This is a genomic window from Acinetobacter sp. 1125_18A (assembly GCF_052824985.1).
In genome coordinates this window covers 1-26,578 of record NZ_VTDG01000026.1, presented here as the reverse complement: position 1 = coordinate 26,578, position 26,578 = coordinate 1, and the positions used below count along the sequence as shown (strand labels likewise).

Here is a 26,578-nt window from a genome sequence, read left to right as displayed (position 1 = left end):
TGTTTATCGGGAAGAAAGTTTAGATACATTCATCAAATTTTAAATAGATAATCAATATAAATAAGTAAATCAATGGTTAGCTTTGCTATATTTTAGGCAGTGGATTTCAGTTAAAATCATTAAAATAAAAAAGTAGAAACATTATGTATAAGAAAACAGCTGTGCCGACAATCTATGAAAATTCTGAAACCAATGCATTTGAAGCAAAAGTTATTTGGTCACCTTCAAAGTCTATTTGGGTAATGATGATGTATCTTTTTGGAATTTATGGTGTTTTATTTTTATCATCCATTGAAAACTTTCTAGTATTTTTAATTAGTTCTGCGATTACACTATGCCTTGGGCATTCATTAGGAATGCATCGTCGCTTGATTCATCAAAGCTATGAATGTCCTAAATGGCTGGAATATTTATTTGTTCATTTTGGTGTCATTGTCGGATTAGCTGGTCCTTTTGGTATGGTGAGGACACATGATACTCGTGATTGGGCACAGCGCCAACCTCAGTGTCATCCATATTTTTCTCATCAAAGCTCTTTTCAAAAAGATGGTTTTTGGCAAATACATTGCGATATCGTTTTAAAACATCCCCCTATATTTAAAGAAGAATCTATTCTCGATACTCAATTTTATCATTTTATGGAAAAAACGTGGATGTTACAGCAATTGCCTTTGGCACTTATTTTATATCTGATAGGCGGCGTAGAATGGGTTATTTGGGGAACTTGTTTGCGTGTTGCAATTTCCGTCACAGGGCATTGGCTGATTGGATATTTTGCTCATAATTCAGGCCATCGTTCGTGGCATGTTAACGGTGCAGGCGTACAAGGCTATAACATTAAATTTTGTGGCTTAATCACTATGGGAGAGTGTTGGCATAATAATCACCATGCATTCCCTGGTTCAGCAAAACTAGGATTGGAAAAAGGTCAATCTGATCCTGTTTGGTGGGTATTAATAATATTAAGTAAAATTGGATTAGTTAAAAATCTAAAACTAGTCACTGATTTAGAAGAACGGCAAGAGCTTGTACCTTATCATCAAAAAGCTGACGAACAATGCTAATCAAAAAAGCACTATCAAAAACTTTTTTGATTTAAGCTCTATGCGTAAAATTCACTATCTACATTATAGATGGTGATTATCAATCCAATAAACTCATGACATCATCTTCAGACAATTTCACTTCATTTTCATGATCAATACTTAGAATAGATTTGGCAAGATCAGCTTTATTTTTCTGTAAGGCTAAAATCTTTTCTTCAATACTCTGGTTGGTAATCAACTTATAAACAAATACAGGTTTATCTTGACCAATACGCCATGCACGATCAGATGCTTGATCTTCAGCGGCTGGATTCCACCAAGGGTCATAATGAATCACTGTATCAGCAGCAGTGAGATTAAGCCCGACACCGCCTGCTTTTAAACTGATGAGGAAAACAGGAATATCGCCTGCTTGGAATGCCGTGATCACTTCATCACGTTTCTTGGTTTGTCCAGTAAGTTTTACATTTCGAATATTTAAGGCTTTTAAATGCTCTTCAATAAGTTGTAGCATCGTGGTGAATTGAGAGAAGATTAAAATCTTACGCCCTTCCTCAACCATATCTTGAACCATTTCCAATAAATGATCTAATTTTGCTGATTCAACATTTTGATTCTTGACTTGATCAAGCTGTAAAAGGCTTGGATGGCAGCAAACTTGTCGAAGCTTAAGCAATGCACTTAAAATTTGAATCTGACTACGATGGAAGCCTTTAGCTGCAATCAACTCACGAATATTCTTTTGCATTGTTGCACGAACAGCTTCGTAGAGCTTGGATTGCTGTTCATTCATATCAATATTGACTTCAATCGTGGTTTTTTCAGGAAGCTCTTTCGCCACCTCTGTTTTTAAACGACGCAACATAAACGGTTTAATACGAGAAATGAGCTTGGTTTTAACCTGAAGATCTGCATGTTTCTCGATAGGATTGCGATATTTTTTATTAAACAATTCCTGACTATATAAAAAACCAGGCATCAAGAAATGGAACAATGACCATAACTCACCCAAATGGTTTTCCATCGGTGTGCCAGTTAAGCATAGACGATGTTTTGCTTTGATTTGTCGTACAACTTGAGAGGCTTTGGCCCGAGGGTTTTTAATGTTTTGCGCTTCATCCAAAATCAATAAATGATATTGATAGGGCAGTAAAAATTCTTCATCACGGCCCAAAAGCGGGTAGGTACTGAGCACAATATCTACATTTTTAATCTCTTGAAAATGCTCAACTCGGTCATGTCCTTGTAAGACCAAAACTTTTAATTCAGGGGTGAATTTCTCAGCTTCTTTACGCCAGTTATGCATTAAAGATGTTGGTGCAATAATCAAGGCTGGGCGTTGATTTAATCGGCCTGCCTGCTTTTCTAATAGAATATGTGCAAGTGTTTGTGCTGTTTTACCGAGTCCCATATCATCGGCAAGGATACCACCATGTTCAGTTTCGCGTAAAAACTGTAGCCATGCTAAACCTTGTTGTTGATATGGGCGTAGTTCGCCTTGGAAACCTTGTGGTGTACAGATTTGATCTTGATAACTATTTTGAAGCTTTTCAGCAAATATTTTCAGACGCTCATTGGTACGCCAAGGCATGCCCAAATGATGCTGTAAATCTAAGAATTGAGCGGCATCGTATTGATCTAATGTTGCAGATTCAGGATGTCGTAAAATTTCTTTTAAATAGATCAGAATGGGCTTAATTTCTTGATTTCTAAGTGCCAGTTGTGTTTGAGCTTCTTTTAAATGAACAATTAAGAAGCTGTCACTGTCCATTTTTTCAATATAATCATCTTCTAAAAGATGTGGATTATGCTGTATCGCATAGCCAAGAAGATCAATCAGGTTATAGGTGTTGCCATTCATATCCTGAATCGTCGCACCGACATTAAACCAGTCTTGTTTTTTTTCAGATTCATTCAATGAGAGTTGCAGGTTTTGTGTTGCACTTAAATTGAATTGACTATCTAAGGTGTGTTCAACTTTCCAGCCGAGAGCTTCGATTTTATTTTCAGGAACCAGTTGCTCAACCCAAGCCATGGGATCTGCATAAACAATTGAGTTTTCACTGATGTCATCAAAAGCAGGGCGTTTGCTTTTTGGTAGCTTGCTAATCCGTTGCATGGATTTAACTGAATGAATTAATTCATCAATATGTTTCTTTTCAGCAACTAAATCGCGTTGTTGGCGAACTGCTTTTTCATCAATATTGATAATGAAACTGTCATCAGGGAAACCCGCTTTAATTCGTCCAGCTGAGTATTCAAATTCAATTTCAGCAATTGCATAATGATGCATATGACCAAGACGATCATATTGCGGATGTGTTCCAAAACGTAAAATAGGTGTGGGTTTACCTTTTAATATTTCTATACTTTGTGCAAATGGTGCTTGAGGTAAATCTTCAAAAAATGCATAGGGTTGAATCACTTGCTCAAATTCAGCCATTAACTCCACAGGCATTTGTGGCATATTCAGCAATTCTTCGATCATTTCACTAGAATATGAAGATTCAAGTACACCGACTTGGTTTTTAAGGGTATCGAGATAACTTAATGGATGAGAATGAATAATATAAATTTGTTCAGCATGGTCAGGTGAAATCTCTAGATGATTTTCATCAAAAAATTGTGCTTTGAGTTTTTCTGTTTGTTGTTCTGTACGCGTTTGCCAGTTGAATTCAATTTTATAAGATTGATCAGACCATGTTAAAGGTAATCTTTGTACATCAAGTGCATAACAAGCGCTACTTTGAATAGCCGTTCTTAGATGTTCTTGGTAGATTCCTGAAATATCCCAAGAAGCGGGATAAAAATGAACATCGCTAAAATTTAACTTAGCAAAAAAGTACAAATGACTAAAGATTTTCTTTTCTTCTTTGGTCACTTTAAGACGTTCATTTAATACATTGTCATAGCTGGTGTAGAGTGCGGTATCTCTAATTTTTCCATCTTTGTTACGACGAACTTTAAAAACACTAAGTTGTAATTTGGCGGTGTTATTTTTTGGTTGGAAAATATAAATAAGTTGGTGCTGTACTGGCGTTTCAGTGCGTTGAACTTGTGCCAATTGTTGTTTAAATTGAGCGAGCCAAGCTTTTGCCGTGGTGTGGGTAGAGCTATTTGTTGTGGTTTGAGCTTGGTCTAATGGGTTTAGTTTTTGACGTGCAGCGGGGTTTGAAAGTTGTTGATCATAAAAATAACGTGCAAGTGCAGCCGAATGCTTACAATCGTAACCAACAGGGCAACTACAGTCGGTATCCACAATTTTATTGGTTAAAGGATTATAGATAACAGCCGTTTCATAATAATCCGTTCCCTGAATCTGTGCTTCGATGACTAAATTATCCCGATCAGGGTAGACCTCTAAGGATTTTAGATCAATTTTTTTGACATAACTCAAGCTTCTTTGAATGGTTGCAGGGTTAAAACGTGATAAAAATTGATTCAATGTCGCCATTATTTATAGAGCTAAGAATTAAAAGGAAATTACTAACAGTGTAACGGATTTTTGATCATGAATCTGAAATTAATATATGAGTTTTGATCAAAAATGACATGTTTTTAAATACAAATTGATCGTTTCTGCAACTTTAAATTAAATAAAATCTGTCAGTATAAGTTTTTCAAAATAATGCTGGGAAGCAAATCAAGATGAAGCATAATCCAATTTACTATACAGATCAGCATTTTGCATTTGCAGATTCCATTCGAAAGTTTGTTCAAAAAGAATTAATGCCACATATCAATCAATGGGAAGAGGCAGAAACCTTTCCAAAAGAACTTTATAAAAAAGCCGCAGATATCGGCTTATTGGGGATAGGTTTTGACGAAAACTATGGGGGAATTCCAGAAACCGATGCTTTTCATGTGTTGTTGTCTTCGATTGAGTTAGCCAAAACAGGTTCAGGTGGTTTATGTGCTTCCTTATTGTCACACTCGATTGGCGCACCTCCGATCAATCATTTTGCTTCAGATGAGATTAAACAAACTGTACTGACTCAAATTTTAGCAGGCGAAAAAATTTCAGCGTTGGCGATTACTGAACCCACGGGTGGTTCTGATGTAGCAGCACTTAAAACCAAAGCTGTACGGGATGGTCAAGACTATATTGTCAGTGGCGAAAAAACCTTTATTACATCGGGCATTCGTGCTGATTATTATACCGTTGCGGTACGTACAGATCCTGATGCCAAAGGCCCGAATGGTATCTCGATGTTATTGATGGATGCCTATAGTGACGGCATAAGCAAATCAAAACTCGACAAAATGGGATGGTGGGCTTCGGATACAGCTCATCTCCATTTTGATCAAGTCCGTGTTCCTGCAAGCAATTTGTTGGGGGCAGAAAATATGGGTTTCCTTGTGATTATGAATAACTTCAATATGGAGCGGTTTTTTCTTGCTGCCAGTAGTTATGGTTTTGCATTAGCCTGTTATGAAGAAGCATTGGAATGGGCACAAGAACGAAAAACCTTTGGTAAACGTTTAGTTGATCATCAAGTGGTTCGGCATAAATTAGTCGATATGGCGACTCGCTTAACCACAACACTTGCTTTGTTGGAGGATACTGCTTATCGCTTAGGGAAGCCTGAAATGCAGGGCAATGAGTTGATTGCGCAAATCTGTATGCTTAAAAATGTGGCCACTCAAACTATGCAATTTTGTGCCGATGCAGCTGTACAAACTTTAGGGGGCATGGGCTTTATGCGAGGCACCAAGTCTGAACGGATTTACCGTGATGTTAAAGTCAATATGATTGGTGGTGGGGCGGAAGAAATTATGAAAGACCTCGCGAGTCGTCAATTGGGCTATTAGAATATCGAGAATGGATTAAACTAGAACTGTACACAATAAGTCGCAATAAAAATAAGCAGGGAACAACAAGATATGGATCATTTAAATAACCCGATTTACTACACCGCTGAGCATCGTGCATTTGCAGACAGTGTGAAGAAATTTGTTGAAAAAGAGATTTCTCCTTTTGTCAATGAATGGGATGAGGCTGAAACTTTTCCTCGTGCGCTTTATCAAAAGGCTGCTGCAATTGGTCTATTGGGTTTAGGCTTTGATGATGAGCATGGGGGGATCTCAGATGCAGATGCATTTCATGTGTTCTTAGCCGCAGTTGAAACAGCCAAAGCTGGCTCTGGTGGCGTACATATTTCTTTGATGATTCATACCATTGGTACACCACCAATTCATCATTTTGCCCAGCCGCATATTCGTGACAAGGTGATGCCACAAATTATTTCAGGCGAAAAAATTTCTGCACTTGCGATTACTGAACCAAGCGGCGGTTCTGATGTTGCTGCATTACAAACCAAAGCAATCCGTGAAGGTGATTTTTATCTGGTGAGTGGTGAAAAAACCTTTATTACTTCAGGTATGCGCGCAGATTATTATACGGTAGCGGTGAGAACCGATCCTGAAAATAAAGGTGCGAGTGGTATTTCGATGTTATTGGTCGATGCACACAGTGATGGCATCACTAAATCACCTTTAAAGAAAATGGGTTGGTGGGCATCAGATACTGCTCATTTGCATTTTGACCAAGTTAAAGTTCCTGTAGAAAATCTTCTTGGTGAAGAAAATGCAGGCTTTAAGGTCATTATGAAAAACTTCAATATGGAACGCTTTTGGTTGGCCTCTATGGCCTATGGTTATGCCTTGGTCTGTTATCAAGAGGCTTTAGAATGGTCTAAAGCGCGTAAGACTTTTGGAAAACGCTTAGTTGATCATCAAGTGATACGTCATAAGTTGGTTGATATGGCGACGCGTTTAACCACAACACGGGCATTATTGGAGGATACTGCTTATCGTATGGGGCAGGCTGAACTACAGGGCAGTGATTTAATTGCACAAATTTGTATGTCAAAAAATATCGCAACCCAAACCATGCAGTTCTGTGCAGATGCAGCAGTGCAGACTCTAGGTGGCATGGGCTTTATGCGAGGGACTAAATCCGAGCGTATTTATCGTGAAGTCAAAGTAAATATGATCGGTGGCGGTGCTGAAGAAATCATGAAAGATTTGATTAGTAAGCAGTTGGGGTTTTGATGACAAATTTTTAAGTGATAAAAACTTACAATGCTGGTTTCAGCTAAAAATAACCATAGGTGCGCTAGAGGCCTAGGGTTATTGTCAATTTAAGGAGTCTTTATCTGAAATATGAGGTTTGCGAAGATAAACTGTGCTCATTTCAAAGCCATTTCCAAAACGATTTCAGTCAGTTCATCTAAGCTCATTTTACCATTGGGATTATACCAAGTGACGGTCCAAGCAATCGCACCGCCCAACAAACGGCGCCAAATAAAAGCATCATGCTGAATTTTGCCGAGGTCGCGTAATTTCTCAATCACATCGAACCAGATATCCTCATAATCATTTCGCAGTTTAAGAAGTTCATCTTGCCGTTGTTTTGACAACGCAAACCATTCATAAACTAAAACAGCCATGGCTGAACCGGTATCTCCAGTAATCGAAATTAACTCAGCTTTGATCAAGTGTTTTAACTGTTGTTCAGCATCATCCGATTTTTGGATTGCATCAAGCATACGGGCATGATTGTAAATAATGGTTTCATGCATGACATTGGCAAGAATATCATCCTTGCTTTTAAAATGATGAAACAAGCTACCCGATTGAATTCCAATGAAATTTGCTAACTCACGAACTGTAGTTTTGGCATAACCTTGCTTATGAAATAAATAAGCAGCACCAAGTAATAAACGACCTTTAGGGCTGTCATCAAAACATGCGATTGGTTGGATATCATCGATTGAGTGAGCAATCATCGGATCATTTTTTCCATAAAGTTAAGCAAATTATTCATTGTTTAAAACGTGTTTTAGCACATTTGCCAATTCAGGATAACATTTTGCCCTTTACAAACCAAGCGCTTGCTTGGTAGATTGGCGTATAAATTTTATTCAGAACAATGAAAACAAGATAGGTGTGAAAATGGAAGATCAACGTATTGTGAAAATTGGATGTGCTTCAGGTTTCTGGGGAGACACCAATACCGCAGCATTTCAGTTGGTACATTTGTCTGACATCAATTATTTGGTTTTTGATTACCTTTCAGAAATCACCATGTCTATCATGGCAAAAGCGATGATGACCAATCCAGAACATGGTTATGCTTTGGATTTTGTCAGTCGGGTGATGACACCGCTGCTTAAAAAAATCAGTGATAAAAAAATAAAAGTGATTAGCAACGCCGGTGGTGTCAATCCATTGGCATGTCGTGATGCCTTACAGAAAGTGCTTGAAGCACAAGGATTGGATTTAAAAATTGCAGTGGTATTAGGGGATGACCTAATGCCACAACAAGCCGAATTAAAAACACAAAATATTAAAGAGATGTTTAGTGGCGAAGATTTGCCTAGCCAATTAGCCAGTTGTAACGCATATCTAGGAGCTGTTCCAATTCGAGACGCACTTGATCAAGGTGCAGATATTGTCATCACTGGGCGAGTGGTGGATTCAGCTGTGGTGCTTGCACCTTTGTTGCATGAATATCAATGGTCCTTAGAGGATTATGACAAGCTGTCCCAAGGCGCTTTAGCAGGGCATATCATTGAGTGTGGTGCACAATGTACAGGTGGCAATTTCACGGATTGGCGCTTAGTACAAGGCTTTGACAATATGGGGTTTCCAATTGTTGAAGTGAAAGCAGATGCTTCATTTATCGTGACTAAACCAAAAGGAACCGGTGGACTGGTTTCAGTTGCAACTGTTGCTGAACAAGTTGTCTATGAAATTGGTAATCCACAAGCGTATTTATTGCCCGATGTTACTGCAGATTTTAGCCAAGTGAAATTAGAACAGGTAGGTGAAGATCGAGTTTTAGTGATTGGCGCAAAAGGTAGAGCACCGACACAACAATATAAAGTCAGTGCAACCTATCCTGATGGTTATCGTGTCTTGGTGAGTTTCCTGATTGCAGGACGCGAAGCCCCTGAAAAAGCCCAAGTAATTGCAGATGCAATATTAACTAAGTGTGAGCGTGTTTTAGCATTACGTTCAGTTCCGCCATTCTTAGAAAAATCAGTTGAAATATTGGGTATTGAAAGTACCTATGGTGCAAATGCACAGCAGATCAATAGTCGAGAAGTGGTTGTCAAAATCGCTGTAAAGCACATGTTTAAAGAAGCATGTATGTTCTTTGCTTCTGAAATTGCCCAAGCATCTACCGGAATGGCACCTGCATTGGCTGGAATTGTTGGGGGGCGTCCCAAAGCTTCTCCTGTGATTAAGTTGTTCTCGTTTTTAGTGGATAAATCAAAACTAAGTGTTGTGATCGACATCAATGGTCAGCGTCAAAATATACAGATTCCATCAGGTTGCTCAGATCAATCTTTTGATGTTGTTGCAGTGGGTGAAGTTGCTCAATTTACGGGTCAGGAGATTGAAGTTCCTTTAGTTGAAATTGCCCATGCTCGGAGTGGCGATAAAGGAAATCACAGCAATATTGGAGTGATCGCACGTCAGCCTGAATATCTACCCTGGATTCGCGCCAATTTGACTGAGGAAAAGGTCAAAGAATATATGCAGCATGTTTTAGACCCTGAAAAGTCTAAAGTGATTCGTTATGAAATCACGGGATTTAATGCCTTAAATTTTATGCTGGAAAATGCCTTAGGTGGTGGAGGAATTGCCAGTTTACGTATTGATCCACAAGGCAAAGCTTTTGCTCAACAGCTTTTAGATATGCCAGTCAAAATTCCAGCGAGTTTAAAGTCTTTCTAATCCTTGTTTACGAAAGTGGGGGGACTTCCTCGCTTTTAAAAAGGGAGCTTAGAACGAGATTTAAGCAAGTTAAAAGACAACAATTTGGATATAAAAATGCATTATCACTCAATATTTAGATCGGATGCTTTTCAGGACCAAGTCATCATTGTGACCGGTGGTGGTTCGGGTATAGGACGCTGTACTGCTCATGAACTGGCTGCTTTAGGGGCTCAAGTGGTGATTACAGGGCGGAAAATTGAAAAGCTGGAAAATGTCAGCAAAGAAATCATCGAAGATGGTGGCAAAGTTCATTTTATCGTTTGTGATAATCGCGAAGAACACAACGTGAAAGAGATGATTGCTGAAGTGATTGAAAAATTTGGCAGACTCGATGGCCTTGTCAATAATGCTGGCGGTCAGTTTCCCTCAAATTTAGAAGGCATTTCTGCCAACGGTTTTGATGCTGTGGTACGCAACAACCTACATTCAACTTTCTACTTAATGAAAGAAGCGTATAACCAATGGATGGCAAAACATGGTGGCAGTATTGTCAATATGGCAGCTGATATGTGGGGTGGCATGCCGGGGATGGGACACTCAGGTGCAGCCCGTGCTGGGGTAGATAATTTGACCAAAACAGCAGCGGTGGAGTGGGGGCGTTCTGGGGTACGTGTTAACTGTGTTGCACCTGGTTGGGTTGTTTCTTCAGGAATGGATAATTATACCGGTGATTTTGCCAAATTTATTATTCCAAGTTTGGCTGGGAATGTACCACTGAAACGAATGGGCACCGAATCTGAAATTTCTTCTGCTATTTGTTATTTACTTTCAGAAGCAGCAGGTTTTATTTCTGGCATGACGATTCGTATTGATGGCGCTGCGTCCTTAGGCACTCGAATGTATCCATTGGCAGATGCTTCGAATAGTAAGTCGTTTAATGGCTTCCATCGTGCCTTTATTCCAGATGTATTAAAACAACAATTGAGTGATCAAACCAATAACCAGCAGACAGGAGAAAATTCATGACTGTTCTCCAATCCGAAATTGCAGTTGGCAGTGAGCAATTTGAACAGAACAAGCAGGCATTACTTGCTCAGATTGCCGAAGTGCGTGCAGTACAAAATAAGAATATTGAAAAATCTTATGCAGCCAAACCCAAATTTGACAAGAAAGGCAAAATTTTACCGCATGAACGTGTCCGTTTAGCTCTTGATCCTGATTCACCATTTGTAGAACTGTGTGGCTTGGTGGGTTATGCCATGCATGATGATAAAGATGGTTCAGATGCAGGTGGTGGGATTATTTCAGGGATCGGTTTTGTCAGCGGTGTTCGTTGTCTGATTTCAGCAAGTAACAGTGCAATCAAAGGCGGAACAATGTCACCGATGGGGGTACAAAAAACCTTACGTTTGCAGGCGATTGCTTTTGAACAAAAATTACCGATGCTGACTCTCACTGAAAGTGGGGGTGCCAACTTAAATTACGCTGCTGAAGTGTTTACTTATGGTGGAATGACCTTTGCCAATCAGGCACGGCTGTCTGCAGCAGGTTTACCCCAAGTCTCCGTGGTACATGGCAATGCAACAGCGGGTGGAGCGTATCAACCGGGTTTATCTGATTATGTGATTGCAGTTCGTAAGCAAACTGAGATGTTACTCGCAGGGCCACCTTTACTTTTGGCGGCAACCGGAGAAGTGGCAACTGCAGAGGAACTCGGTGGTGCAGAAATGCATGCACAGGTTGCTGGAACAGCAGAATTTTTAGCCGAGAATGATGCCGATGGAATTCGTATTGCTCGTGAGGTTTTTGAGCATCTTAACTGGAAAGAGCAAACTCAAAAGTTAAACTTAAGCTATAAAGAGCCACGTTATCCTGCCGAGGAGCTGTTAGGGATCATTCCTGCAAGTCCGAAGCAACCTTTTGACATGAAAGATGTGATTGCACGAATTGTTGATGACTCTGAATTCTTTGAAGTAAAACAAGAATATGATGCATTGACCGTGTGTGGTTGGGCAAAAATTGGTGGATTACATATCGGAATTATCACCAACAACGGACCGATTACCCCACAAGGCGCCACCAAAGCTGCACAGTTCATTCACCTCTGTGAACAGACCAAACGCCCCTTACTGTTTTTACATAACACCACAGGCTTTATGGTCGGAACTGATGCTGAACAGAACGGCATTATTAAGCATGGTTCGAAATTGATTCAGGCCGTTGCCAATACCACTGTACCGAAAATTTCTATCGTTGTGGCAGGTTCCTATGGCGCGGGCAATTACGCGATGTGTGGACGTCCATTATCACCGCAATTTATTTTTGCATGGCCAAACTCGCATGTAGCGGTGATGGGTTCAGCTCAGGCTGGCAAGGTATTACGTATCGTAGCGGAAGGAAAGCAAAAAGCTTCAGGAATGGAGCCTAACGAGCAGATGCTAGATTTCTTAGAGCAAAGTACAGCAGCAAAATTAGAACAGCAGTCAACCGCCTTATTTAATACGGCCATGTTGCATGATGATGGAATTATCGACCCGCGTGATACACGCAAAGTCCTGATCTTCTTATTAGAAACAATTTATGAAGCAGAACATCGCAAACTAAATCCAATACGATTTGGTGTATCGAGGCTTTAAAAATCCTCGCCCTTTGCAAAGCTCATCATTCCTCATCTTTTAAAAGTGGGGTGTTCTCCGCTTTATTAAAGCGAGTTAAAGAAGATTAAATTTAAGGAAAAAAACAATGAAATTTACAACAGAGCATGAAGCACTACGCCGTACTACACGTCAGTTTGTTGAGACTGAACTCAATCCTTATATTCCGACATGGGAAGCTGAAGGGCGATTTCCTATTCATGATGTGTTTAAAAAACTGTCGGATTTAGGTTTGCTGGGGATTTGTAAGCCTGAAGAAAATGGCGGATTAGGTTTAGATTATTCTTATAACCTTGTGGTTGCAGAAGAATTAGGGCGAGCCGCCTGTGGTGGCGTACCTTTGGCGATTGGTGTGCAAACGGATATGGCAACGCCTGCTTTGGCTCGCTTTGGTAGTCAAGAATTACGGGATGAATTTTTAACACCTGCAATTGCGGGTGAATATGTCGCTTCGATTGCTGTATCGGAAGTACATGCAGGTTCAGACGTCGCAGCCATCAAAACCACCGCAAAAAAACAGGGTGATGATTATGTGATTAATGGCAGCAAAATGTGGATTACCAACTCCCTACAAGCTGACTTTTTTTGCTTATTGGCCAATACCTCTGATGATAAACCGCATGTCAATAAGTCCATGATTATTGTTCCTGCAAAATCCACAGGTATCTCCTTCTCTGAACCGCTTAATAAACTGGGAATGCGTTCAACCACAACAGCAGAAGTCTATTTTGACAATGTTCGTGTACCACAACGCTACTTGGTGGGTGCAGAAGGTATGGGCTTTATGATGCAAATGATGCAGTTCCAAGAAGAACGAATGTGGGCGGCTGCCAATGCAATTGGTGGTTTGGAAAATGTGATTCAACAAACCATTCAATATACCAAAGAACGAAGCACCTTTGGACAACCGCTGATTAACAACCAATATGTACATTTTCGTTTTGCGGAGTTGATGACTGAAGTAGAAGCTTTACGTGCCTTAACCTATCGTGCCTGTGAAATCCACATTGACGGTGGGAATGCAACAGAAATTGCCTCTATGGCAAAACTTAAAGCAGGTCGTTTGACGCGAGAAGTTGCAGACAGTTGCTTACAGTTCTGGGGTGGAAATGGTTTTATGTGGGATAACCCCGCTTCTCAGCTGTATCGTGATGGCCGTTTAGGTTCGATTGGTGGCGGTGCAGATGAAATTATGCTTGGAATTATTTGTAAGTTGATGGACATCCTTCCATCTAAACGTAAATAACAAGGAGAATAAATATGGCACTTTCGCAATCTCTAACAACACAACAGTTTGATCGCAGTATTGAGCTTGAGCAAGAAGGTAGCATTTTAACCCTATGGCTTAATCGACCTGAGAGTCGCAATGCCATGAGTTTGAATATGGTCAAAGCGATTCAACAGGTGTTTAAAACGATTCAAGATGATATCTCCATTCGTGCAGTCATTTTACGTGGCAAAGATGGACATTTTTGTGCAGGCGGTGACATTAAAGATATGGCCCAACTGCGTGGTGAGGCCACCAGTGTTGGTTCTAATCAGCCTTATGTTGATTTCAATCGTCAATTTGGACATATGCTGGAGCAAGTGGATCAAGCGCCACAAACCGTTGTTGCAGTTTTAGAAGGTGCAGTATTGGGTGGCGGTTTTGGTTTGGCCTGTGTTTCAGATATTGCAATCAGTCTTGCCGATGCCAAATTTGGTTTACCTGAAACAGGATTAGGGGTTATTCCCGCCCAGATTGCCCCATTTGTGGTAAAGCGAATTGGCTTAACTCAAGCGCGTCGTTTGGCTTTACTTGGTGCACGTTTTGAGGGGCATACCGCATTGAAGGTTGGTGTTGTACATGAAGTGGTTGAGAATGAAAAAGCACTGGAAGTTTTATTGATCGAAACCATTCAGCAGATTAAACGTACTGCCCCACAAGCGTCTCGTGTGACTAAAGCTTTATTGCACCGTACTTTAAATGAAGCTTTGACGCCTTTATTGGATGATGCTGCGCAGCAATTTGCCAATGCTGTGGGGGGGGAAGAAGGTATAGAAGGCACAATGGCCTTTATCCAAAAGCGTCATCCAAATTGGTTTGATGCATAAGTCTGACAATGCGGATCACTGATCTTGATTGAGATCGGTGTGATTCAACCAAGATAATCAAGTGAATAAAAACCAAAAATAGGGAAAACGAGAATGGCATTTTCAAAAATATTGGTGGCGAATCGTGGTGAAATTGCTGTTCGCGTGATGAAAACAGCAAAAGCAATGGGCTATCAGACCGTGGCTGTCTATTCAGATGCAGATCGTCATGCGCGTCATGTACAGCTTGCAGATGAGGCTGTATATATTGGTGCTTCAAAAGTTTCAGCGTCCTATTTATCTATTCAAAATATTATCGACGCATGTAAAAAAACGGGGGCTGATGCTGTTCATCCCGGTTATGGTTTCCTTTCTGAAAATACCGATTTTGCAGCAGCCTGTGAGAAAAATGGAATTACCTTTATTGGCCCACCTGCACCTGCAATTGAGTTGATGGGCAGTAAACGCCTGTCAAAAATTGCCATGATTCAGGCGGGTGTACCATGTGTACCGGGCTATGAAGGTGATCAGCAAGATATAGAGTATTTAGAACAACAAGCCAATAAAATTGGTTATCCACTGATGGTCAAAGCTTCAGCAGGCGGTGGTGGGCGCGGTATGCGGCTGGTACAGCAATCTGCTGATATTGTTGAAGCCTTAAAAACAGCGCGCTCTGAAGCAGAAAATGCCTTTGGTTCAGGTGAGCTGATTCTTGAAAAAGCTGTGATTGCTCCACGCCATGTTGAGATACAGGTATTTGGCGATACCCACGGCAATTATGTGTATTTATTTGAGCGTGATTGTTCGATACAGCGTCGTCATCAAAAAGTGGTTGAGGAAGCTCCATGCCCAGTGATGACTGAAAGCTTACGCCAACAAATGGGTGAGGCTGCTGTTGCAGCCGCGAAATCATGTGATTATGTCGGTGCAGGAACGGTTGAGTTTTTATTGGATCAATCGGGTGAGTTTTATTTCCTCGAAATGAATACACGTTTGCAAGTTGAGCATCCAGTAACAGAGCTGATCACGGGTTTAGATCTGGTGGAATGGCAACTGCGTGTGGCCAATGGTGAAACCTTGCCCTTACAACAGTCTGAACTGACCTTGTCAGGGCATGCGATAGAAGTTCGCTTATATGCAGAAGACCCACGCCAAGACTTCTTGCCACAGACAGGTCAAATACAGCGCTGGCAAGCTGCTGATTTACCCAATGTTCGAATTGATCATGGTTTGTTGAAACAGGATGAAATTAGTCCGTTTTACGACCCAATGGTGGCAAAAGTCATTGCATATGGTCAAACCCGTCAGGATGCCATTCGGCTCTTGGCGCGTGCTGTAGATGATTGTGTATTGTTGGGGGTAAATAGTAATAAGCAGTTTTTAGTGAATTTACTTAGACACCCTATTATTGTCAAAGGTGACACCAATACCGCTTTTATTCAGGAACATTTCCAAACAGATGCCAGCTTACATAAACAGGCTTTGGGCTTAGAACACCTAGCTGTTGCTGCGGCACTGTTGACCAATGCTTCCAGCCAAAGCAGTTGGAATACCGGAATTGCGTTATCTTTACCTTTAAAACTCAAGCATGATGATCAGTTATTACAGCTTTTGGTGAAACGTGATCAAAACCAAGTGAGCGTTGAAATTTGTGGGCAGACACTTGGGATTAGCATTATTGAACAGCAAGCAGAAAAATTCATTTATGAGGTGGATGGTGTACGCCGTTCGATTGACTATGTCTTGGATGGAAATCAGCTGTATTTAGATGCGGTAAATGGCAATATCAGTATTGAAAATACCACCTATGCAGCACCTGAAACTTCCGATGTCGCAGGCGATGGTAACATTCGTGCACCAATGGATGGTGCGATTATCAATATCTTGGTAAATGCGGGTGATACGGTGACTAAAGGTCAAACTTTGTTGATTTTAGAAGCGATGAAGATTCAGCAACAGATTAAGTCTGATGTGGACGGTGTCGTGAATGAGATTATTGGGCAAGTTGGACAACAGGTAAAGAAACGTCAGTTGGTATTGAATATTCAGGCTTGATCAAGCGTATTGTATAGAGACTTAAAAACTTCAATATTCTCGTGTATTGGAGTTTTTTTGATTGCTGAAAGTAATAAAGCATGTACATGCTTGACAGCTTTTTAGTCTATTGTTATTTTTCGGCAATTCTTCTCAATATGCGATCCACATGCCGATTGATGATGGCTTTGTTTATCAGCCTCCTTTAGATCCACTTGACATTATTTTTGAAGATAATGACTTTGTTGCCATCAATAAACCCGCAGGGTTACTTTCAGTTCCGGGGCGTTTGCCTGAACATCACGACAGCGCTTATTTTCGGGTATTAGCAATATATCCAAATGCCAAGATTACCCATCGTTTGGATATGGCAACCTCGGGCATTCTGTTGTTCGCCAAACATCGTGATGCAGAAGTTGCAGCAAGTAAAATGTTTCAAGCGAGAACTGTTAAAAAAAATTATATTGGTTTGGTGCAAGGGCAAATCAATAGCAATGGCCGTGTGGATGTGCCTTTGATTACCGATTGGGAAAATCGTCCACGCCAGATTGTGCATTTTGAGTTAGGCAAACCCGCTCAAACTTTATTTGAATCTGTGAGCTATGATGCTGAAAAGGATGTAAGTCGGGTGCTACTTACACCGATTACAGGACGTTCTCATCAATTACGGGTGCATATGCAATATATCGGGCATCCGATTATGCGCGATAAGCTTTATCATCCTACGCCGTTTAACACCGATTTAGCGCGTATGGCATTGCATGCAAGCTATTTGTCCTTTATGCAGCCTTTTAATAATCTACTGGTTGAGATTGTATCTGAGCCTGAGTTTTAGCATTTGGCTAAATCAAAAAAGCCTGCAAAATTGCAGGCTTTGATCATTGAGAGGGGGATTAAACTTGGTTGTTAACATCATCATGTTTTGTTTCACGAATGGCCAAGAATGCCAACAGTGAAAGAATGGATGCTGCTGTCAAGTAGTAACCCACCGCTTGTAAGCCATATTTGGTTGCAAGTTCAGTTGCGATCAGAGGTGCAAAAGATGCGCCCAAAATACCTGCCAAGTTAAAGGTTAATGCTGAGCCTGTATAACGTACAGAAATCGGGAAAATTTCAGACAAGACCGTACCAATTGGACCATATGTCATTCCCATCAATGCTAAACCTACACATAAGAACAAGAACACAATCACTGTGCTACCTGACTCAAGCATACTGGCAAATACTAAACCAAAAAGTGCAGAGGCAATACATACCCCAATTGAGGTTGCTTTACGCCCAAACTTCTCAGCAAATACAGCAGAAAGCGGAATAAAAGCAGCAAAACACAGTGTTGCGACCAGTTGCATCTCTAAGAATTCTGCACGTGAGTAACCCAGTTGTTTGGTTCCCCAGTTGAGTGCAAATACTGTTGTGAGATAGAACACCACGAATGTACACACCGCAGCAATTGTGCCGAGGAAGAGCATTTTATAATGTTTGGTCACAACTTCTTTAAATGGAACATTAACTTCTTTTTGTTTGTCTAATACTTTTTGGAACGCTGGGGTTTCATGCAATTTTAAGCGAATATATAAACCCACAATCACCAATGCAGCACTTGCAAGGAATGGAATACGCCAGCCCCATTGCATAAAGTCTGCTTCAGACATCAATGCGCCAAGACCAAGGAATGAACCCGTTGCCAAGATAAAACCGATCGGTGCGCCCAGTTGCGGGAACATTCCATACCAAGCACGTTTGCCTTCAGGAGCATTTTCAGTTGCAAGTAGGACGGCACCAGACCATTCACCACCAAGACCTAAGCCTTGACCTAAACGACAAAGTGCAAGTAATAGTGGTGCAACGATACCAATCTGTGCATAGGTTGGAAGTAGACCAATACATACTGTTGAAACACCCATGGTCAATAAAGCCGCGACTAGGGTTGCTTTACGACCAATACGATCACCTAAGTGACCAAAGATTGCTGCGCCAATAGGGCGGGCAATAAATGCGATGGCAAATGTTGCGAGTGATTGAATTGTTGCCGTCATCGGATCTGTACTTGCTGGGAAGAACAGATGCGGAAAAATAAGGACTGCAGCAGTTGCATAGATATAAAAATCGAAGAATTCGATTGTTGTACCCACAAGACTTGCGAAAAGAACGCGAGCCTTTGAATTTGTTTGAATTTCTGGAGTAGCAGTAGATAATGACGCCATGGTGAACCTTACACTTTTAAAAGTAAAACGAGTCTTTAAAGCGTAATCTTTTTAAAAAAGGCGTAATTTCTTAAAAAAACAACGAGATCAACCCAAATTCACTCCATCAGGGTCACTGAATTTTGAGTGTCTATGAATTAAATGACGTAAAGATAGATTGCAAGGAAATGTGATCCTGCACCGACCAAAACAAATATATGCCAAATAGCATGAGTGTATCTTACTCTTTTTAAGGCATAAAACAATGCGCCTATTGTATATGCTAAACCACCAATGACCAATAATTTTAATGCTTCTGGTTTTAAATACTGTTGCATATCATCCATTACAAGCACGGCAAGCCAACCCATGACCAAATAAGCAATCAGTGAAATTTTTTCAAAACGATGAATGAATATTAACTTGAATAGTGTTCCAATGGCTGCGATGACCCAAAGTGCAATCAATAAATAATGTGCTTTTGCTGTTGGGATGGCAATTGCCAAAAAGGGCGTATAGGTTCCCGCAATTAAATAATAAATCGCGGTATGATCCAGCTTTTTATACCATTGGCGTTTTTTTTCATCGACAGAAAAATGATAAATTGCTGAACTGGAAAACAGTAAAATCATGCTTAGACCATAGACAAGCAATCCAAAAAATTGCCATCCATGCAGATAGTTGCCTTTAATCAGCATCAAAACAGTCGCTATAGCAGCCAAAATTGCACCGAATGCATGACTCAACGCATTAATACGTTCTTCTTGTGGTGCATAGATGTGAATCAATTTATCTGTCGACATTGGATCTTATTATCCTAAAAATACAACTGTATAGTAATGGAGTTTTACCTTTAAAGTAAGACGTCTTAAAATAGGTAACTTAATTAATACGAGTTTTGATTATGTCCAATGTGGCAAGCTTATCTGTTCAGGAACAACAATTTTTTGATAGCGTACAGCAAGCTATTGATAATCAAAGCTTAGATCGTTTGATTTTAAGTCAGTATAAAGGAGAATTGGTTGATTTAGAGAAAATGACCTTTCGCGTCATTCAGCTACAGAATGAAACGGTTCTAAGCTGTCTATATCGTTATAAAACCAATGATATTACTAAAAACTATCCACTTCCCCATGCATTAACCACGATTCAGGGGCTGGCAGAGGATTGTAAACAAGCCAATTTATTTACCCATGAGGCTGAAACGCAGCTGAAGAAAAATAAAAAGAAAGCCTTGCTGACCGTCAGTAAAAATAAGCTGGATAAAACCGCTAAAAACCAACAACAAGGGCATGATCGTACAAAACATCGTTTTGTCGACCAAGAAAGTTATTTCCTCCAACCGCTTGGCATTACCGATGCCAATGCACAGATTATTCCAAGCATGGCACGTAAGTGGAAGCAGATTAACAAATTTGTTGAAATCTTTTCAGGTGCTTTAGTGCATATTCAACAACCAGAGACTTTAGCGGATGATGGAAAAACCAAAGAGCAGGCTTTAAAAATTGTCGATTTTGGTTCAGGAAAAGGCTATTTAACGTTTGCTTTGTATGATTATTTAGCAAAACAACATCAAACTCCATTTGTAACAGGTGTTGAGCTGAATGACAAAATGGTGAAATTTTGCCAAGAGGTTGCGCAAAAGTCTGATTTTAATCAATTGGATTTTTTCCAAGGTGATGTGAGAACATATCATCCATCCCATTTGGATATTATGATCGCCTTACATGCCTGTGATGTTGCAACAGATTTTGCGATACATACAGGCATCCGTTTAAACGCTCAAATGATTATGTGTGCACCTTGTTGCCATAAAGAATTACGCCCACAATTGAACAGTCCACAAGTTCTACAACCGATGTTGCAATTCGGTATCCATGCAGGACAACAAGCTGAAATGCTGACAGATACCATTCGAGCTCTGTTGCTGAAAGCGTATGGTTATGAAACCAAAGTCTTTGAATTTGTGGCATTAGAACATACCAGTAAAAACAAAATGATTTTGGCAACCAAGCGTAAAGATTTCACTGCACCTGATCAAACAGTCTTAGATCAAATTCGTGCTTTAAAAGAGATGTATGGGATTCAAAAACAATCCTTAGAATTATTATTGAATGATCAGTGGGACCAGCAAGACATTGGCGCTAAGTGCTAGCGTGTTGTGAGGAGAGAACGCAGGTTTAACTGCTTTCTCTCTTGCTACTATTTAGATAAATTATTTTATTGCTGATTCATTTCATCAAGCTCAGCTTCGCTTGAGCCCGTGGTTTTTTGAGAAATCGTATCTGGAAAATATTGCGGATCATCCATTTCTGGAATCAATTGCTCACCCATTTTATGAATCAAGATGCTGGTTTTTAATGTTTCTGTTGGGGCTTTAATCAGTAGTTCTGTCAGAAAGTCTGTTGCTTTAGCTGCAAATTGCGCATCGCTTTCTTTGCTATCACGTTCAGGCATTTGAACATTGTCTAAATTAAGCACAGGGACTTTACAGGTTAACGGTACTTGAAAACTTTGACTATTTTCAATAATTTTACCATCCTGTTTACAGCTCTGATATGCAGCACTTTGAGCTTTCATTTGGCGTTCAAATGCTGGCGCAACAATTTTAAAATCGTTGGCATTAAATTGTTCTTTAAGTATTTCCTTCATCTTTTCAGATGCAGTGGCTTGTTTTTCGCCACTTTCATCGCGGTTTTTTTTAGCTTCAGCTTCTGAGATACCTGCAATTGCGGCACTCATTTTTAAATTAAGCTGATCTTGATTTGGATCTTGAGAAAATAATCCAATCATACTTTTTGAGATAATGTTCACACGATCTAGCTCGGATGTTTTTGCATAAATACTTTGAGTCGTCAGTAAAATTGCGCTATAAATAAATACTTTAAATTTATGATTTAGAAACATAATTATTCTACAAGTTTAGTTAAGTTGGTGAAAGTGAACGCATTGTCACTGTGCATTACATTAGCATAATTGCAAGAATGAAGGATCAATTTCTCAACCATTAGGATTTAAATAATGAGCCAATTTGTCATTCAATCTGGGCCGTGGAGTCAGCTTCAACATGATGCGAAATTGATTCGAAGCATGGTTTTTATTGAAGAACAACACATCAGTGAAGCAGATGAATGGGATGAGCAGGATGCCATTTCATTGCATTTTGTTGTATATGCACAAGATCAACCCATTGCAACAGCGCGGTTATTGGAAAATAACAGTATTGGTCGAGTTGCTGTGTTGCAACAATATCGAGGTGAGGGGATTGGTAAACTGCTCATGCAACATATTATTCAAGTAGCAAAGCAGCAAAATAGAGCATTTCTTCAATTATCCGCTCAAGTCTATGCAACGCGCTTTTATGAAAACTTAGGTTTTCAGGTACAAGGTGAAGAATATTTAGATTGTGAGATTCCACATATCGATATGGGGTTAAGTTTAAAAAATGACTGAATTGAAATAAACCCACATTGAAATAAACCAAGATTGAAATAAACCAAGAGAATCGATTTGCCCATGCTCAGTATAAAAACCCCGTTAATTCAATCTTTAGTTTTAAGCCAACTGAATCAATGTCAGGTGTGGTTAAAAATGGAAGCCTTACAACCATCGGCATCATTTAAACAACGAGGCATTAGCCATGCTTGTCAAAAATATTTTGAGCAGGGTGCCCAGCGTTTTATCAGTTCATCAGGTGGCAATGCAGGTTTAGCTGTTGCTTATACAGGTCGACAACTGGGTGTTCCTGTGACCGTCGTGGTTCCAGAAACTACAGCACAACGCGCGAGAGAATTAATTGCCCAGCAAGGTGCAGAAGTTATTGTACATGGCGCTTCATGGACTGAAGCCAATGCTTTAGCGCAGTCTTTATTAACACAGCATGATGTATTTATTCATCCTTTTGATCATCCATTGTTATGGGAAGGCATTATCCCAATGATTGATGAAGTCATTGCAGATGGCGTTACTCCAGATGCAGTGGTCTTATCTGTGGGGGGCGGAAGTTTACTTTCAGGTATGGCAGCAGGATTAAAAAAACATGGTTTAGCCCATATTCCAATTTATGCGGTTGAAACCCAAGGTACAGCATCCTTACATGCTTCGATTGTCGCTAAGCAACATGTTGAATTGGATCAAGTGAGTGGTATAGCAACAACACTTGCAGCAAAAAAAGTCTGTCAAAATGCATTTGAAGTGAGCCAAGCACTTGAGGTTCGTAGTTTGGTGGTTTCAGATCAAGACACTGTAGATGCCTGTTTAAAATTTATAGATGATCATCGTATTTTGGTTGAGCCAGCATGTGGTGCAACATTATCAGTGCTTTATGATCAGGCGATTCAATTTAAACCCACTGATCAGGTCTTGGTGATTGTATGTGGTGGCGCAGGGATTACCCTAGAAACACTACAAGCATTCAATGGATAGATCGGATTGAATAGATAATCAATGATCATAATCTATTGATCCTTTAGTAAGTCTTTTCGATTTAGAGGATGGTGAGATGATTCAAGTTGTACTTTTTGATTTAGATCAAACCTTACTTGATCGCACCTCCTCCCTAAAGGCTTTTTTAAATTGGCAGGTAAATTTCTTCGAGCTGGTTGCGATACAACAGAAACCACAATTTATTCAGCGTTTTATTGAGTTGGATAACAATGGTTCTGTATGGAAAGATCAGGTGTATGCTCAACTTATTCAAGAGTTTCAAATATCCAGTTATTCGACACAAGCGCTATTAGAGAATTATATTCAAGACTTTAATAAATTTTGTCGGAGCTTTAGCGCTGTTGATCTGGTTATTTATAGCTTATTTAAGGCAAATTTTTCTCTTGGATTAATCTCTAATGGAAAGACACCTTTTCAGGAAGATAATTTCAAAGCCTTAGGTTTAAGTGAGTATTTTTCGAGTGTGATTGTGTCAGAAGCTGTTGGACTGCGAAAACCTGATCCAGAAATTTTTCAAATGGCGTGTCAGCAGCTCAGGGTTATTCCTCAGCACTGCGTTTTCGTTGGTGATCATGAGATAGCAGACATTCGCGGTGCAAAAGCGTTGGGCATGAAAACGATCTTATTTGATCCTCAACAAAAAGAAACATCGACACAGGCCGATCATCGTGTAAAGTCTTTTCAAGACATACTTAGTATTTTAAAAATAAAATGAAAAGATTATATAAGCACGGTAGGGTACAATTTCAGGTTTTATTTTTATTTGGAGTTGTATCTCAATTCAGTGTATTTGCACAAGCCGAAACAGATAAACAACAACCGTTAGCCTATGAGCTGCAGGTGGAAACAAAGCCAAAAACTTATGATCCAGCGACACAGTCACGGATTCGGGTCTATCGAAAGGGTGCGACAAAAACTTTAATTCAACATTCATTTGATTGCGCAGGAAGAAAAGCTGGGATACGGGATTACTTAAGTGGAAATGGTGCATTATCTGCGCTAAAAGCGTATGCCAGAATCACCTTTAATATCGAAGAAGGGATGCCTCGTAGTGCGATTCAGAAAGAAGCTGAAAGCAATGCTATGCGAACTTACCAACTGATTTCTTATAAAGAGTTTATTTTAAATGCCGACCAACCTGTGAATTTATATGGTTTTGTATTTGGAGCGACTGATTCATCTCGGACAAAAGCACAAGTTTTTGATCAATGTGTGGATGCTGTTGCTTCGTTCAGACCACAGGCTGGACACGATTATGAAATTTTAGGTAAATATCAAAATAACCAATGCCAATTTCAAGTATTTGATCTAAAAACCAATCAAGAAGTGACTGTGTCTGACAAGCTTTATGCATGCCCTGAAAAGTCATGGAAATTTTGGAAAAGGGATCAGTAAATGAAAAGTGCAATACTTGGTATTTTTTTGATGATGGGTCTTATTGTACCCAATTTGACTTGGGCATCTTATCTCAACCATTGCCTATTAACGGTTAAAGTCTTAGAAGCGACTTCAACAATGACTATGGCAATCAATGGGCCACAAGGTGAGTTTGAAAAAAGTAAATTGACGATGTATATCAAAATATTAAAAGCTGAAAAGAATGGAAGAGCTGACAGTGGATGCCAATCACTGGTCAATCAACGCATGCGAATTACGATTGAACAGCCACCTTTGATCAGTTTAGTCAAAGGGCAAGTTGTACAAGTAGAAAGCATCACTCAGGATGCTTTTCCACAAGAAGGATATGTCACGCAATACAAGCTAAAAAACTAGTCTGTTGGGAATTTCGCTTTTAGCCTTTGTGTGCGTTACTCCAGTCTTCTATGGCTTTTTGTCCGCTTTCTAAGCCAACTTCATAGGTATATTGCAATTTGCGTTTATCTTTACATAAACGGCCTGCTAACTTTTTATTGTCAGGTGGGCAGATTTCAAAAATGCTTTGTTGAGTATTTTGGCGGATAAAATCGACAGTTTGGTTATAACGAGTACAGCGGTTTTTCAGACTATCTGCAAAGCCAGTATGTTGATTAAGCAAATATTTTGCCAAGAATTGATCTGCTTTACTGCTGGCTTTAAAGTAATTTTGTGTACGCGTACGAATTACCAAGAGATTTTGAATATTTGCTTGTTGCGCTGCCCATTGAACAGGGAGGGCATCTGCGACACCGCCATCAAAATAAGGCTCTCCAAAAATTTCTACAGCCTGTCGTGTCAGATAGGGAATAGAACTAGAAGCACGTAATCCATCGATAATATTGTCTTTCCCAGCACGTAAATATTCAGGATAACCTGTACGAGCATGAGTCAACACCATATAAAAGTCAGGATTTTGACTAAATAAAGCTTGTTGATCTAGAGGATTCTCTTTCTCGACAATATCCCACATCCATTGCATATCCAGTAAATCCCCACCTTTAAAAAAGCGAGCATAACGAATAAATTCAGGTCGAAGTGAGTGGTCTAAATAGAGTTCGATATTACGACCTTGTTGTCGAGCAAGGTAATTGGCGAGGTTTGTTGAACCAGAAGACACTCCCACAAAAAGATCAAAAGGGTTAAAATTTTGTTGTAGGAAAGCGTCAAGTACACCGCAGGTAAAAGCCCCACGCATACCGCCACCTTCTACGACAAGCGCATTACGTGAATCATTGATCATAGATTGTTTAGTTTGCATGTTCTGGCTGAGCTGAGTTGTGTGGCATGTTTTTCATTTCATCATTCGACATTTGCTGCGTGTCATGTGGAGGTGCTGTATCGGTATTCTCCGTCTGAGGCGTCGCTATCTGCTTATTTTGCTGACTCGGCATATAATCTGGTTCATTGGTTACAGCCATATAGAAGAATACAAGGAATAAACAGCTAAAGATTGTTGCGAAAATCACTGCTTTAGATTTCCACAACGGTTTTTTGGGAGAGTTAACATCGTTCATAGGAAAATTCCTAAAAGAATGAAATGTGTAGCTATTTTATAACATAAAGCAGTTGTAAAGTTGGCATTGCTATAAAAGACATAAATTAAATCAGGCTTATGTATATAAACACAACATGGATTGATCAGTATTGAATACATATCAGACATAACAAGCAGGCTGAGATTAAAATTGAAATCAAGCATACAAACAAGATTATTTTGAGCTTGATTTTAGGTGTTTATGGAAATGAATAATGTTGATTTATTAGAAATATATGAATATTTAAACTACATTTTTAGTGAGATTATTTATTTAATTTTTCAACAATTAATCAAAAAATCTATTTGAATTTAAGTGTTTTTAGTAATGAAATTGTTTTTTTAAATAGAAAAATTTTAGAATTAATTTATAATAGAGGCAATTAAAACGAATAAATTATTAAAATGAACAGCTTAGTAAATAGCATTTATAAAATATTGGATCAGCTTGGACTAAACGCA

General features: G+C 39.7%; 23 protein-coding genes. 16 read left to right on the top strand and 7 right to left on the bottom strand.

Annotated elements, in window-relative coordinates:
- Positions 1 to 143 precede the first annotated feature (143 nt).
- Positions 144 to 1,064, top strand: a complete 921-nt coding sequence (locus FY049_RS21800) for an acyl-CoA desaturase (RefSeq protein ID WP_446084380.1) — start codon at positions 144 to 146, stop codon at positions 1,062 to 1,064.
- Between the two features lie 79 nt (positions 1,065 to 1,143).
- Here FY049_RS21800 and FY049_RS21795 read toward each other — a convergent pair whose 3' ends face one another.
- The gene (locus FY049_RS21795) at positions 1,144 to 4,500 is read right to left on the bottom strand and encodes a DEAD/DEAH box helicase (protein ID WP_446084379.1); all 3,357 of its coding nucleotides are present in this window, start codon (positions 4,498 to 4,500) and stop codon (positions 1,144 to 1,146) included.
- Between the two features lie 194 nt (positions 4,501 to 4,694).
- On the opposite strand from FY049_RS21795, the gene FY049_RS21790 reads away from it, so the two are divergent.
- The gene (locus FY049_RS21790; protein WP_446084378.1) at positions 4,695 to 5,858 is read left to right on the top strand and encodes an acyl-CoA dehydrogenase family protein; all 1,164 of its coding nucleotides are present in this window, start codon (positions 4,695 to 4,697) and stop codon (positions 5,856 to 5,858) included.
- A gap of 72 nt (positions 5,859 to 5,930) precedes the next feature.
- Positions 5,931 to 7,100: an acyl-CoA dehydrogenase family protein gene (locus FY049_RS21785; protein WP_446084377.1), complete on the top strand. Its 1,170-nt coding sequence runs from the start codon at positions 5,931 to 5,933 to the stop codon at positions 7,098 to 7,100.
- A 137-nt stretch (positions 7,101 to 7,237) separates the two neighbouring features.
- Here FY049_RS21785 and FY049_RS21780 read toward each other — a convergent pair whose 3' ends face one another.
- On the bottom strand, positions 7,238 to 7,837 hold the full coding sequence (locus FY049_RS21780) for a TetR/AcrR family transcriptional regulator (protein WP_151957610.1): 600 nt from the start codon (positions 7,835 to 7,837) through the stop codon (positions 7,238 to 7,240).
- Positions 7,838 to 8,003: 166 nt separating this feature from the next.
- Here FY049_RS21780 and FY049_RS21775 point away from each other — a divergent pair, with 166 nt between their 5' ends.
- From FY049_RS21775 to FY049_RS21745, 7 genes are all read left to right on the top strand, one after another.
- The gene (locus FY049_RS21775) at positions 8,004 to 9,794 is read left to right on the top strand and encodes an acyclic terpene utilization AtuA family protein (protein WP_446084376.1); all 1,791 of its coding nucleotides are present in this window, start codon (positions 8,004 to 8,006) and stop codon (positions 9,792 to 9,794) included.
- A 96-nt stretch (positions 9,795 to 9,890) separates the two neighbouring features.
- Complete coding sequence (locus FY049_RS21770) at positions 9,891 to 10,802, top strand: SDR family oxidoreductase (protein WP_262782977.1); 912 nt, start codon at positions 9,891 to 9,893, stop codon at positions 10,800 to 10,802.
- Entirely contained in the window at positions 10,799 to 12,412 is a 1,614-nt protein-coding gene (locus tag FY049_RS21765) for an acyl-CoA carboxylase subunit beta (protein WP_166781835.1), read from the top strand. The genes FY049_RS21770 and FY049_RS21765 overlap by 4 nt, the downstream gene beginning before the upstream one ends.
- A 106-nt stretch (positions 12,413 to 12,518) precedes the next feature.
- Complete coding sequence (locus tag FY049_RS21760; protein ID WP_004724108.1) at positions 12,519 to 13,676, top strand: acyl-CoA dehydrogenase family protein; 1,158 nt, start codon at positions 12,519 to 12,521, stop codon at positions 13,674 to 13,676.
- Positions 13,677 to 13,690: 14 nt separating this feature from the next.
- A complete protein-coding gene (locus tag FY049_RS21755; protein WP_004724107.1) occupies positions 13,691 to 14,524 on the top strand; it encodes an enoyl-CoA hydratase/isomerase family protein in 834 nt (277 codons plus the stop codon).
- A gap of 93 nt (positions 14,525 to 14,617) precedes the next feature.
- Entirely contained in the window at positions 14,618 to 16,558 is a 1,941-nt protein-coding gene (locus FY049_RS21750) for an acetyl-CoA carboxylase biotin carboxylase subunit (protein ID WP_446084375.1), read from the top strand.
- 148 nt (positions 16,559 to 16,706) lie between these two features.
- The gene (locus FY049_RS21745) at positions 16,707 to 17,372 is read left to right on the top strand and encodes an RluA family pseudouridine synthase (protein ID WP_446084374.1); all 666 of its coding nucleotides are present in this window, start codon (positions 16,707 to 16,709) and stop codon (positions 17,370 to 17,372) included.
- A 58-nt stretch (positions 17,373 to 17,430) separates the two neighbouring features.
- Here the strand turns inward: FY049_RS21745 and FY049_RS21740 are convergent, their stop codons facing one another.
- Together FY049_RS21740 and trhA are read right to left on the bottom strand one after the other, a co-directional pair.
- A complete protein-coding gene (locus tag FY049_RS21740; RefSeq protein ID WP_004724104.1) occupies positions 17,431 to 18,741 on the bottom strand; it encodes an MFS transporter in 1,311 nt (436 codons plus the stop codon).
- Between the two features lie 137 nt (positions 18,742 to 18,878).
- Positions 18,879 to 19,523 carry a PAQR family membrane homeostasis protein TrhA gene (trhA, locus tag FY049_RS21735; protein ID WP_151957606.1) on the bottom strand — a complete coding sequence of 215 codons (645 nt, stop codon included), beginning with the start codon at positions 19,521 to 19,523 and terminating at the stop codon, positions 18,879 to 18,881.
- 101 nt (positions 19,524 to 19,624) lie between these two features.
- On the opposite strand from trhA, the gene FY049_RS21730 reads away from it, so the two are divergent.
- Complete coding sequence (locus FY049_RS21730; RefSeq protein WP_446084373.1) at positions 19,625 to 20,875, top strand: class I SAM-dependent methyltransferase; 1,251 nt, start codon at positions 19,625 to 19,627, stop codon at positions 20,873 to 20,875.
- 65 nt (positions 20,876 to 20,940) lie between these two features.
- On the opposite strand, the gene FY049_RS21725 is transcribed toward FY049_RS21730, so the two are convergent.
- Positions 20,941 to 21,627, bottom strand: a complete 687-nt coding sequence (locus FY049_RS21725) for a hypothetical protein (protein WP_224964285.1) — start codon at positions 21,625 to 21,627, stop codon at positions 20,941 to 20,943.
- A gap of 114 nt (positions 21,628 to 21,741) precedes the next feature.
- Between FY049_RS21725 and FY049_RS21720 the strand changes: the two genes are divergently transcribed.
- From FY049_RS21720 to FY049_RS21700, 5 genes are all read left to right on the top strand, one after another.
- Positions 21,742 to 22,173, top strand: a complete 432-nt coding sequence (locus FY049_RS21720; protein ID WP_224964284.1) for a GNAT family N-acetyltransferase — start codon at positions 21,742 to 21,744, stop codon at positions 22,171 to 22,173.
- Between the two features lie 63 nt (positions 22,174 to 22,236).
- Positions 22,237 to 23,145 (top strand): pyridoxal-phosphate dependent enzyme, encoded by a 909-nt coding sequence (locus tag FY049_RS21715; RefSeq protein ID WP_446084372.1) that lies wholly within the window; start codon positions 22,237 to 22,239, stop codon positions 23,143 to 23,145.
- Positions 23,146 to 23,221: 76 nt separating this feature from the next.
- Complete coding sequence (locus FY049_RS21710) at positions 23,222 to 23,881, top strand: HAD family hydrolase (RefSeq protein ID WP_224964283.1); 660 nt, start codon at positions 23,222 to 23,224, stop codon at positions 23,879 to 23,881.
- Positions 23,878 to 24,561 carry a hypothetical protein gene (locus tag FY049_RS21705; protein WP_224964282.1) on the top strand — a complete coding sequence of 228 codons (684 nt, stop codon included), beginning with the start codon at positions 23,878 to 23,880 and terminating at the stop codon, positions 24,559 to 24,561. Before FY049_RS21710 ends, FY049_RS21705 begins: the two co-directional genes overlap by 4 nt.
- On the top strand, positions 24,562 to 24,939 hold the full coding sequence (locus FY049_RS21700) for a hypothetical protein (RefSeq protein ID WP_151957599.1): 378 nt from the start codon (positions 24,562 to 24,564) through the stop codon (positions 24,937 to 24,939).
- Between the two features lie 19 nt (positions 24,940 to 24,958).
- Here FY049_RS21700 and FY049_RS21695 read toward each other — a convergent pair whose 3' ends face one another.
- A complete protein-coding gene (locus FY049_RS21695; protein ID WP_151957614.1) occupies positions 24,959 to 25,822 on the bottom strand; it encodes a patatin-like phospholipase family protein in 864 nt (287 codons plus the stop codon).
- 7 nt (positions 25,823 to 25,829) lie between these two features.
- The gene (locus FY049_RS21690) at positions 25,830 to 26,096 is read right to left on the bottom strand and encodes a hypothetical protein (RefSeq protein ID WP_004724087.1); all 267 of its coding nucleotides are present in this window, start codon (positions 26,094 to 26,096) and stop codon (positions 25,830 to 25,832) included.
- Positions 26,097 to 26,578 lie beyond the last annotated feature (482 nt).

What these genes read in the sequence shown, in the direction of transcription:
- FY049_RS21800 (WP_446084380.1), top strand. Translation starts at nt 144, where the DNA reads ATGTATAAGAAAACAGCTGTGCCGACAATCTATGAAAATTCTGAAACC.
- FY049_RS21795 (WP_446084379.1), bottom strand. Translation starts at nt 4,500, where the DNA reads ATGGCGACATTGAATCAATTTTTATCACGTTTTAACCCTGCAACCATT.
- FY049_RS21790 (WP_446084378.1), top strand. Translation starts at nt 4,695, where the DNA reads ATGAAGCATAATCCAATTTACTATACAGATCAGCATTTTGCATTTGCA.
- FY049_RS21785 (WP_446084377.1), top strand. Translation starts at nt 5,931, where the DNA reads ATGGATCATTTAAATAACCCGATTTACTACACCGCTGAGCATCGTGCA.
- FY049_RS21780 (WP_151957610.1), bottom strand. Translation starts at nt 7,837, where the DNA reads ATGATTGCTCACTCAATCGATGATATCCAACCAATCGCATGTTTTGAT.
- FY049_RS21775 (WP_446084376.1), top strand. Translation starts at nt 8,004, where the DNA reads ATGGAAGATCAACGTATTGTGAAAATTGGATGTGCTTCAGGTTTCTGG.
- FY049_RS21770 (WP_262782977.1), top strand. Translation starts at nt 9,891, where the DNA reads ATGCATTATCACTCAATATTTAGATCGGATGCTTTTCAGGACCAAGTC.
- FY049_RS21765 (WP_166781835.1), top strand. Translation starts at nt 10,799, where the DNA reads ATGACTGTTCTCCAATCCGAAATTGCAGTTGGCAGTGAGCAATTTGAA.
- FY049_RS21760 (WP_004724108.1), top strand. Translation starts at nt 12,519, where the DNA reads ATGAAATTTACAACAGAGCATGAAGCACTACGCCGTACTACACGTCAG.
- FY049_RS21755 (WP_004724107.1), top strand. Translation starts at nt 13,691, where the DNA reads ATGGCACTTTCGCAATCTCTAACAACACAACAGTTTGATCGCAGTATT.
- FY049_RS21750 (WP_446084375.1), top strand. Translation starts at nt 14,618, where the DNA reads ATGGCATTTTCAAAAATATTGGTGGCGAATCGTGGTGAAATTGCTGTT.
- FY049_RS21745 (WP_446084374.1), top strand. Translation starts at nt 16,707, where the DNA reads ATGCCGATTGATGATGGCTTTGTTTATCAGCCTCCTTTAGATCCACTT.
- FY049_RS21740 (WP_004724104.1), bottom strand. Translation starts at nt 18,741, where the DNA reads ATGGCGTCATTATCTACTGCTACTCCAGAAATTCAAACAAATTCAAAG.
- trhA (WP_151957606.1), bottom strand. Translation starts at nt 19,523, where the DNA reads ATGTCGACAGATAAATTGATTCACATCTATGCACCACAAGAAGAACGT.
- FY049_RS21730 (WP_446084373.1), top strand. Translation starts at nt 19,625, where the DNA reads ATGTCCAATGTGGCAAGCTTATCTGTTCAGGAACAACAATTTTTTGAT.
- FY049_RS21725 (WP_224964285.1), bottom strand. Translation starts at nt 21,627, where the DNA reads ATGTTTCTAAATCATAAATTTAAAGTATTTATTTATAGCGCAATTTTA.
- FY049_RS21720 (WP_224964284.1), top strand. Translation starts at nt 21,742, where the DNA reads ATGAGCCAATTTGTCATTCAATCTGGGCCGTGGAGTCAGCTTCAACAT.
- FY049_RS21715 (WP_446084372.1), top strand. Translation starts at nt 22,237, where the DNA reads ATGCTCAGTATAAAAACCCCGTTAATTCAATCTTTAGTTTTAAGCCAA.
- FY049_RS21710 (WP_224964283.1), top strand. Translation starts at nt 23,222, where the DNA reads ATGATTCAAGTTGTACTTTTTGATTTAGATCAAACCTTACTTGATCGC.
- FY049_RS21705 (WP_224964282.1), top strand. Translation starts at nt 23,878, where the DNA reads ATGAAAAGATTATATAAGCACGGTAGGGTACAATTTCAGGTTTTATTT.
- FY049_RS21700 (WP_151957599.1), top strand. Translation starts at nt 24,562, where the DNA reads ATGAAAAGTGCAATACTTGGTATTTTTTTGATGATGGGTCTTATTGTA.
- FY049_RS21695 (WP_151957614.1), bottom strand. Translation starts at nt 25,822, where the DNA reads ATGATCAATGATTCACGTAATGCGCTTGTCGTAGAAGGTGGCGGTATG.
- FY049_RS21690 (WP_004724087.1), bottom strand. Translation starts at nt 26,096, where the DNA reads ATGAACGATGTTAACTCTCCCAAAAAACCGTTGTGGAAATCTAAAGCA.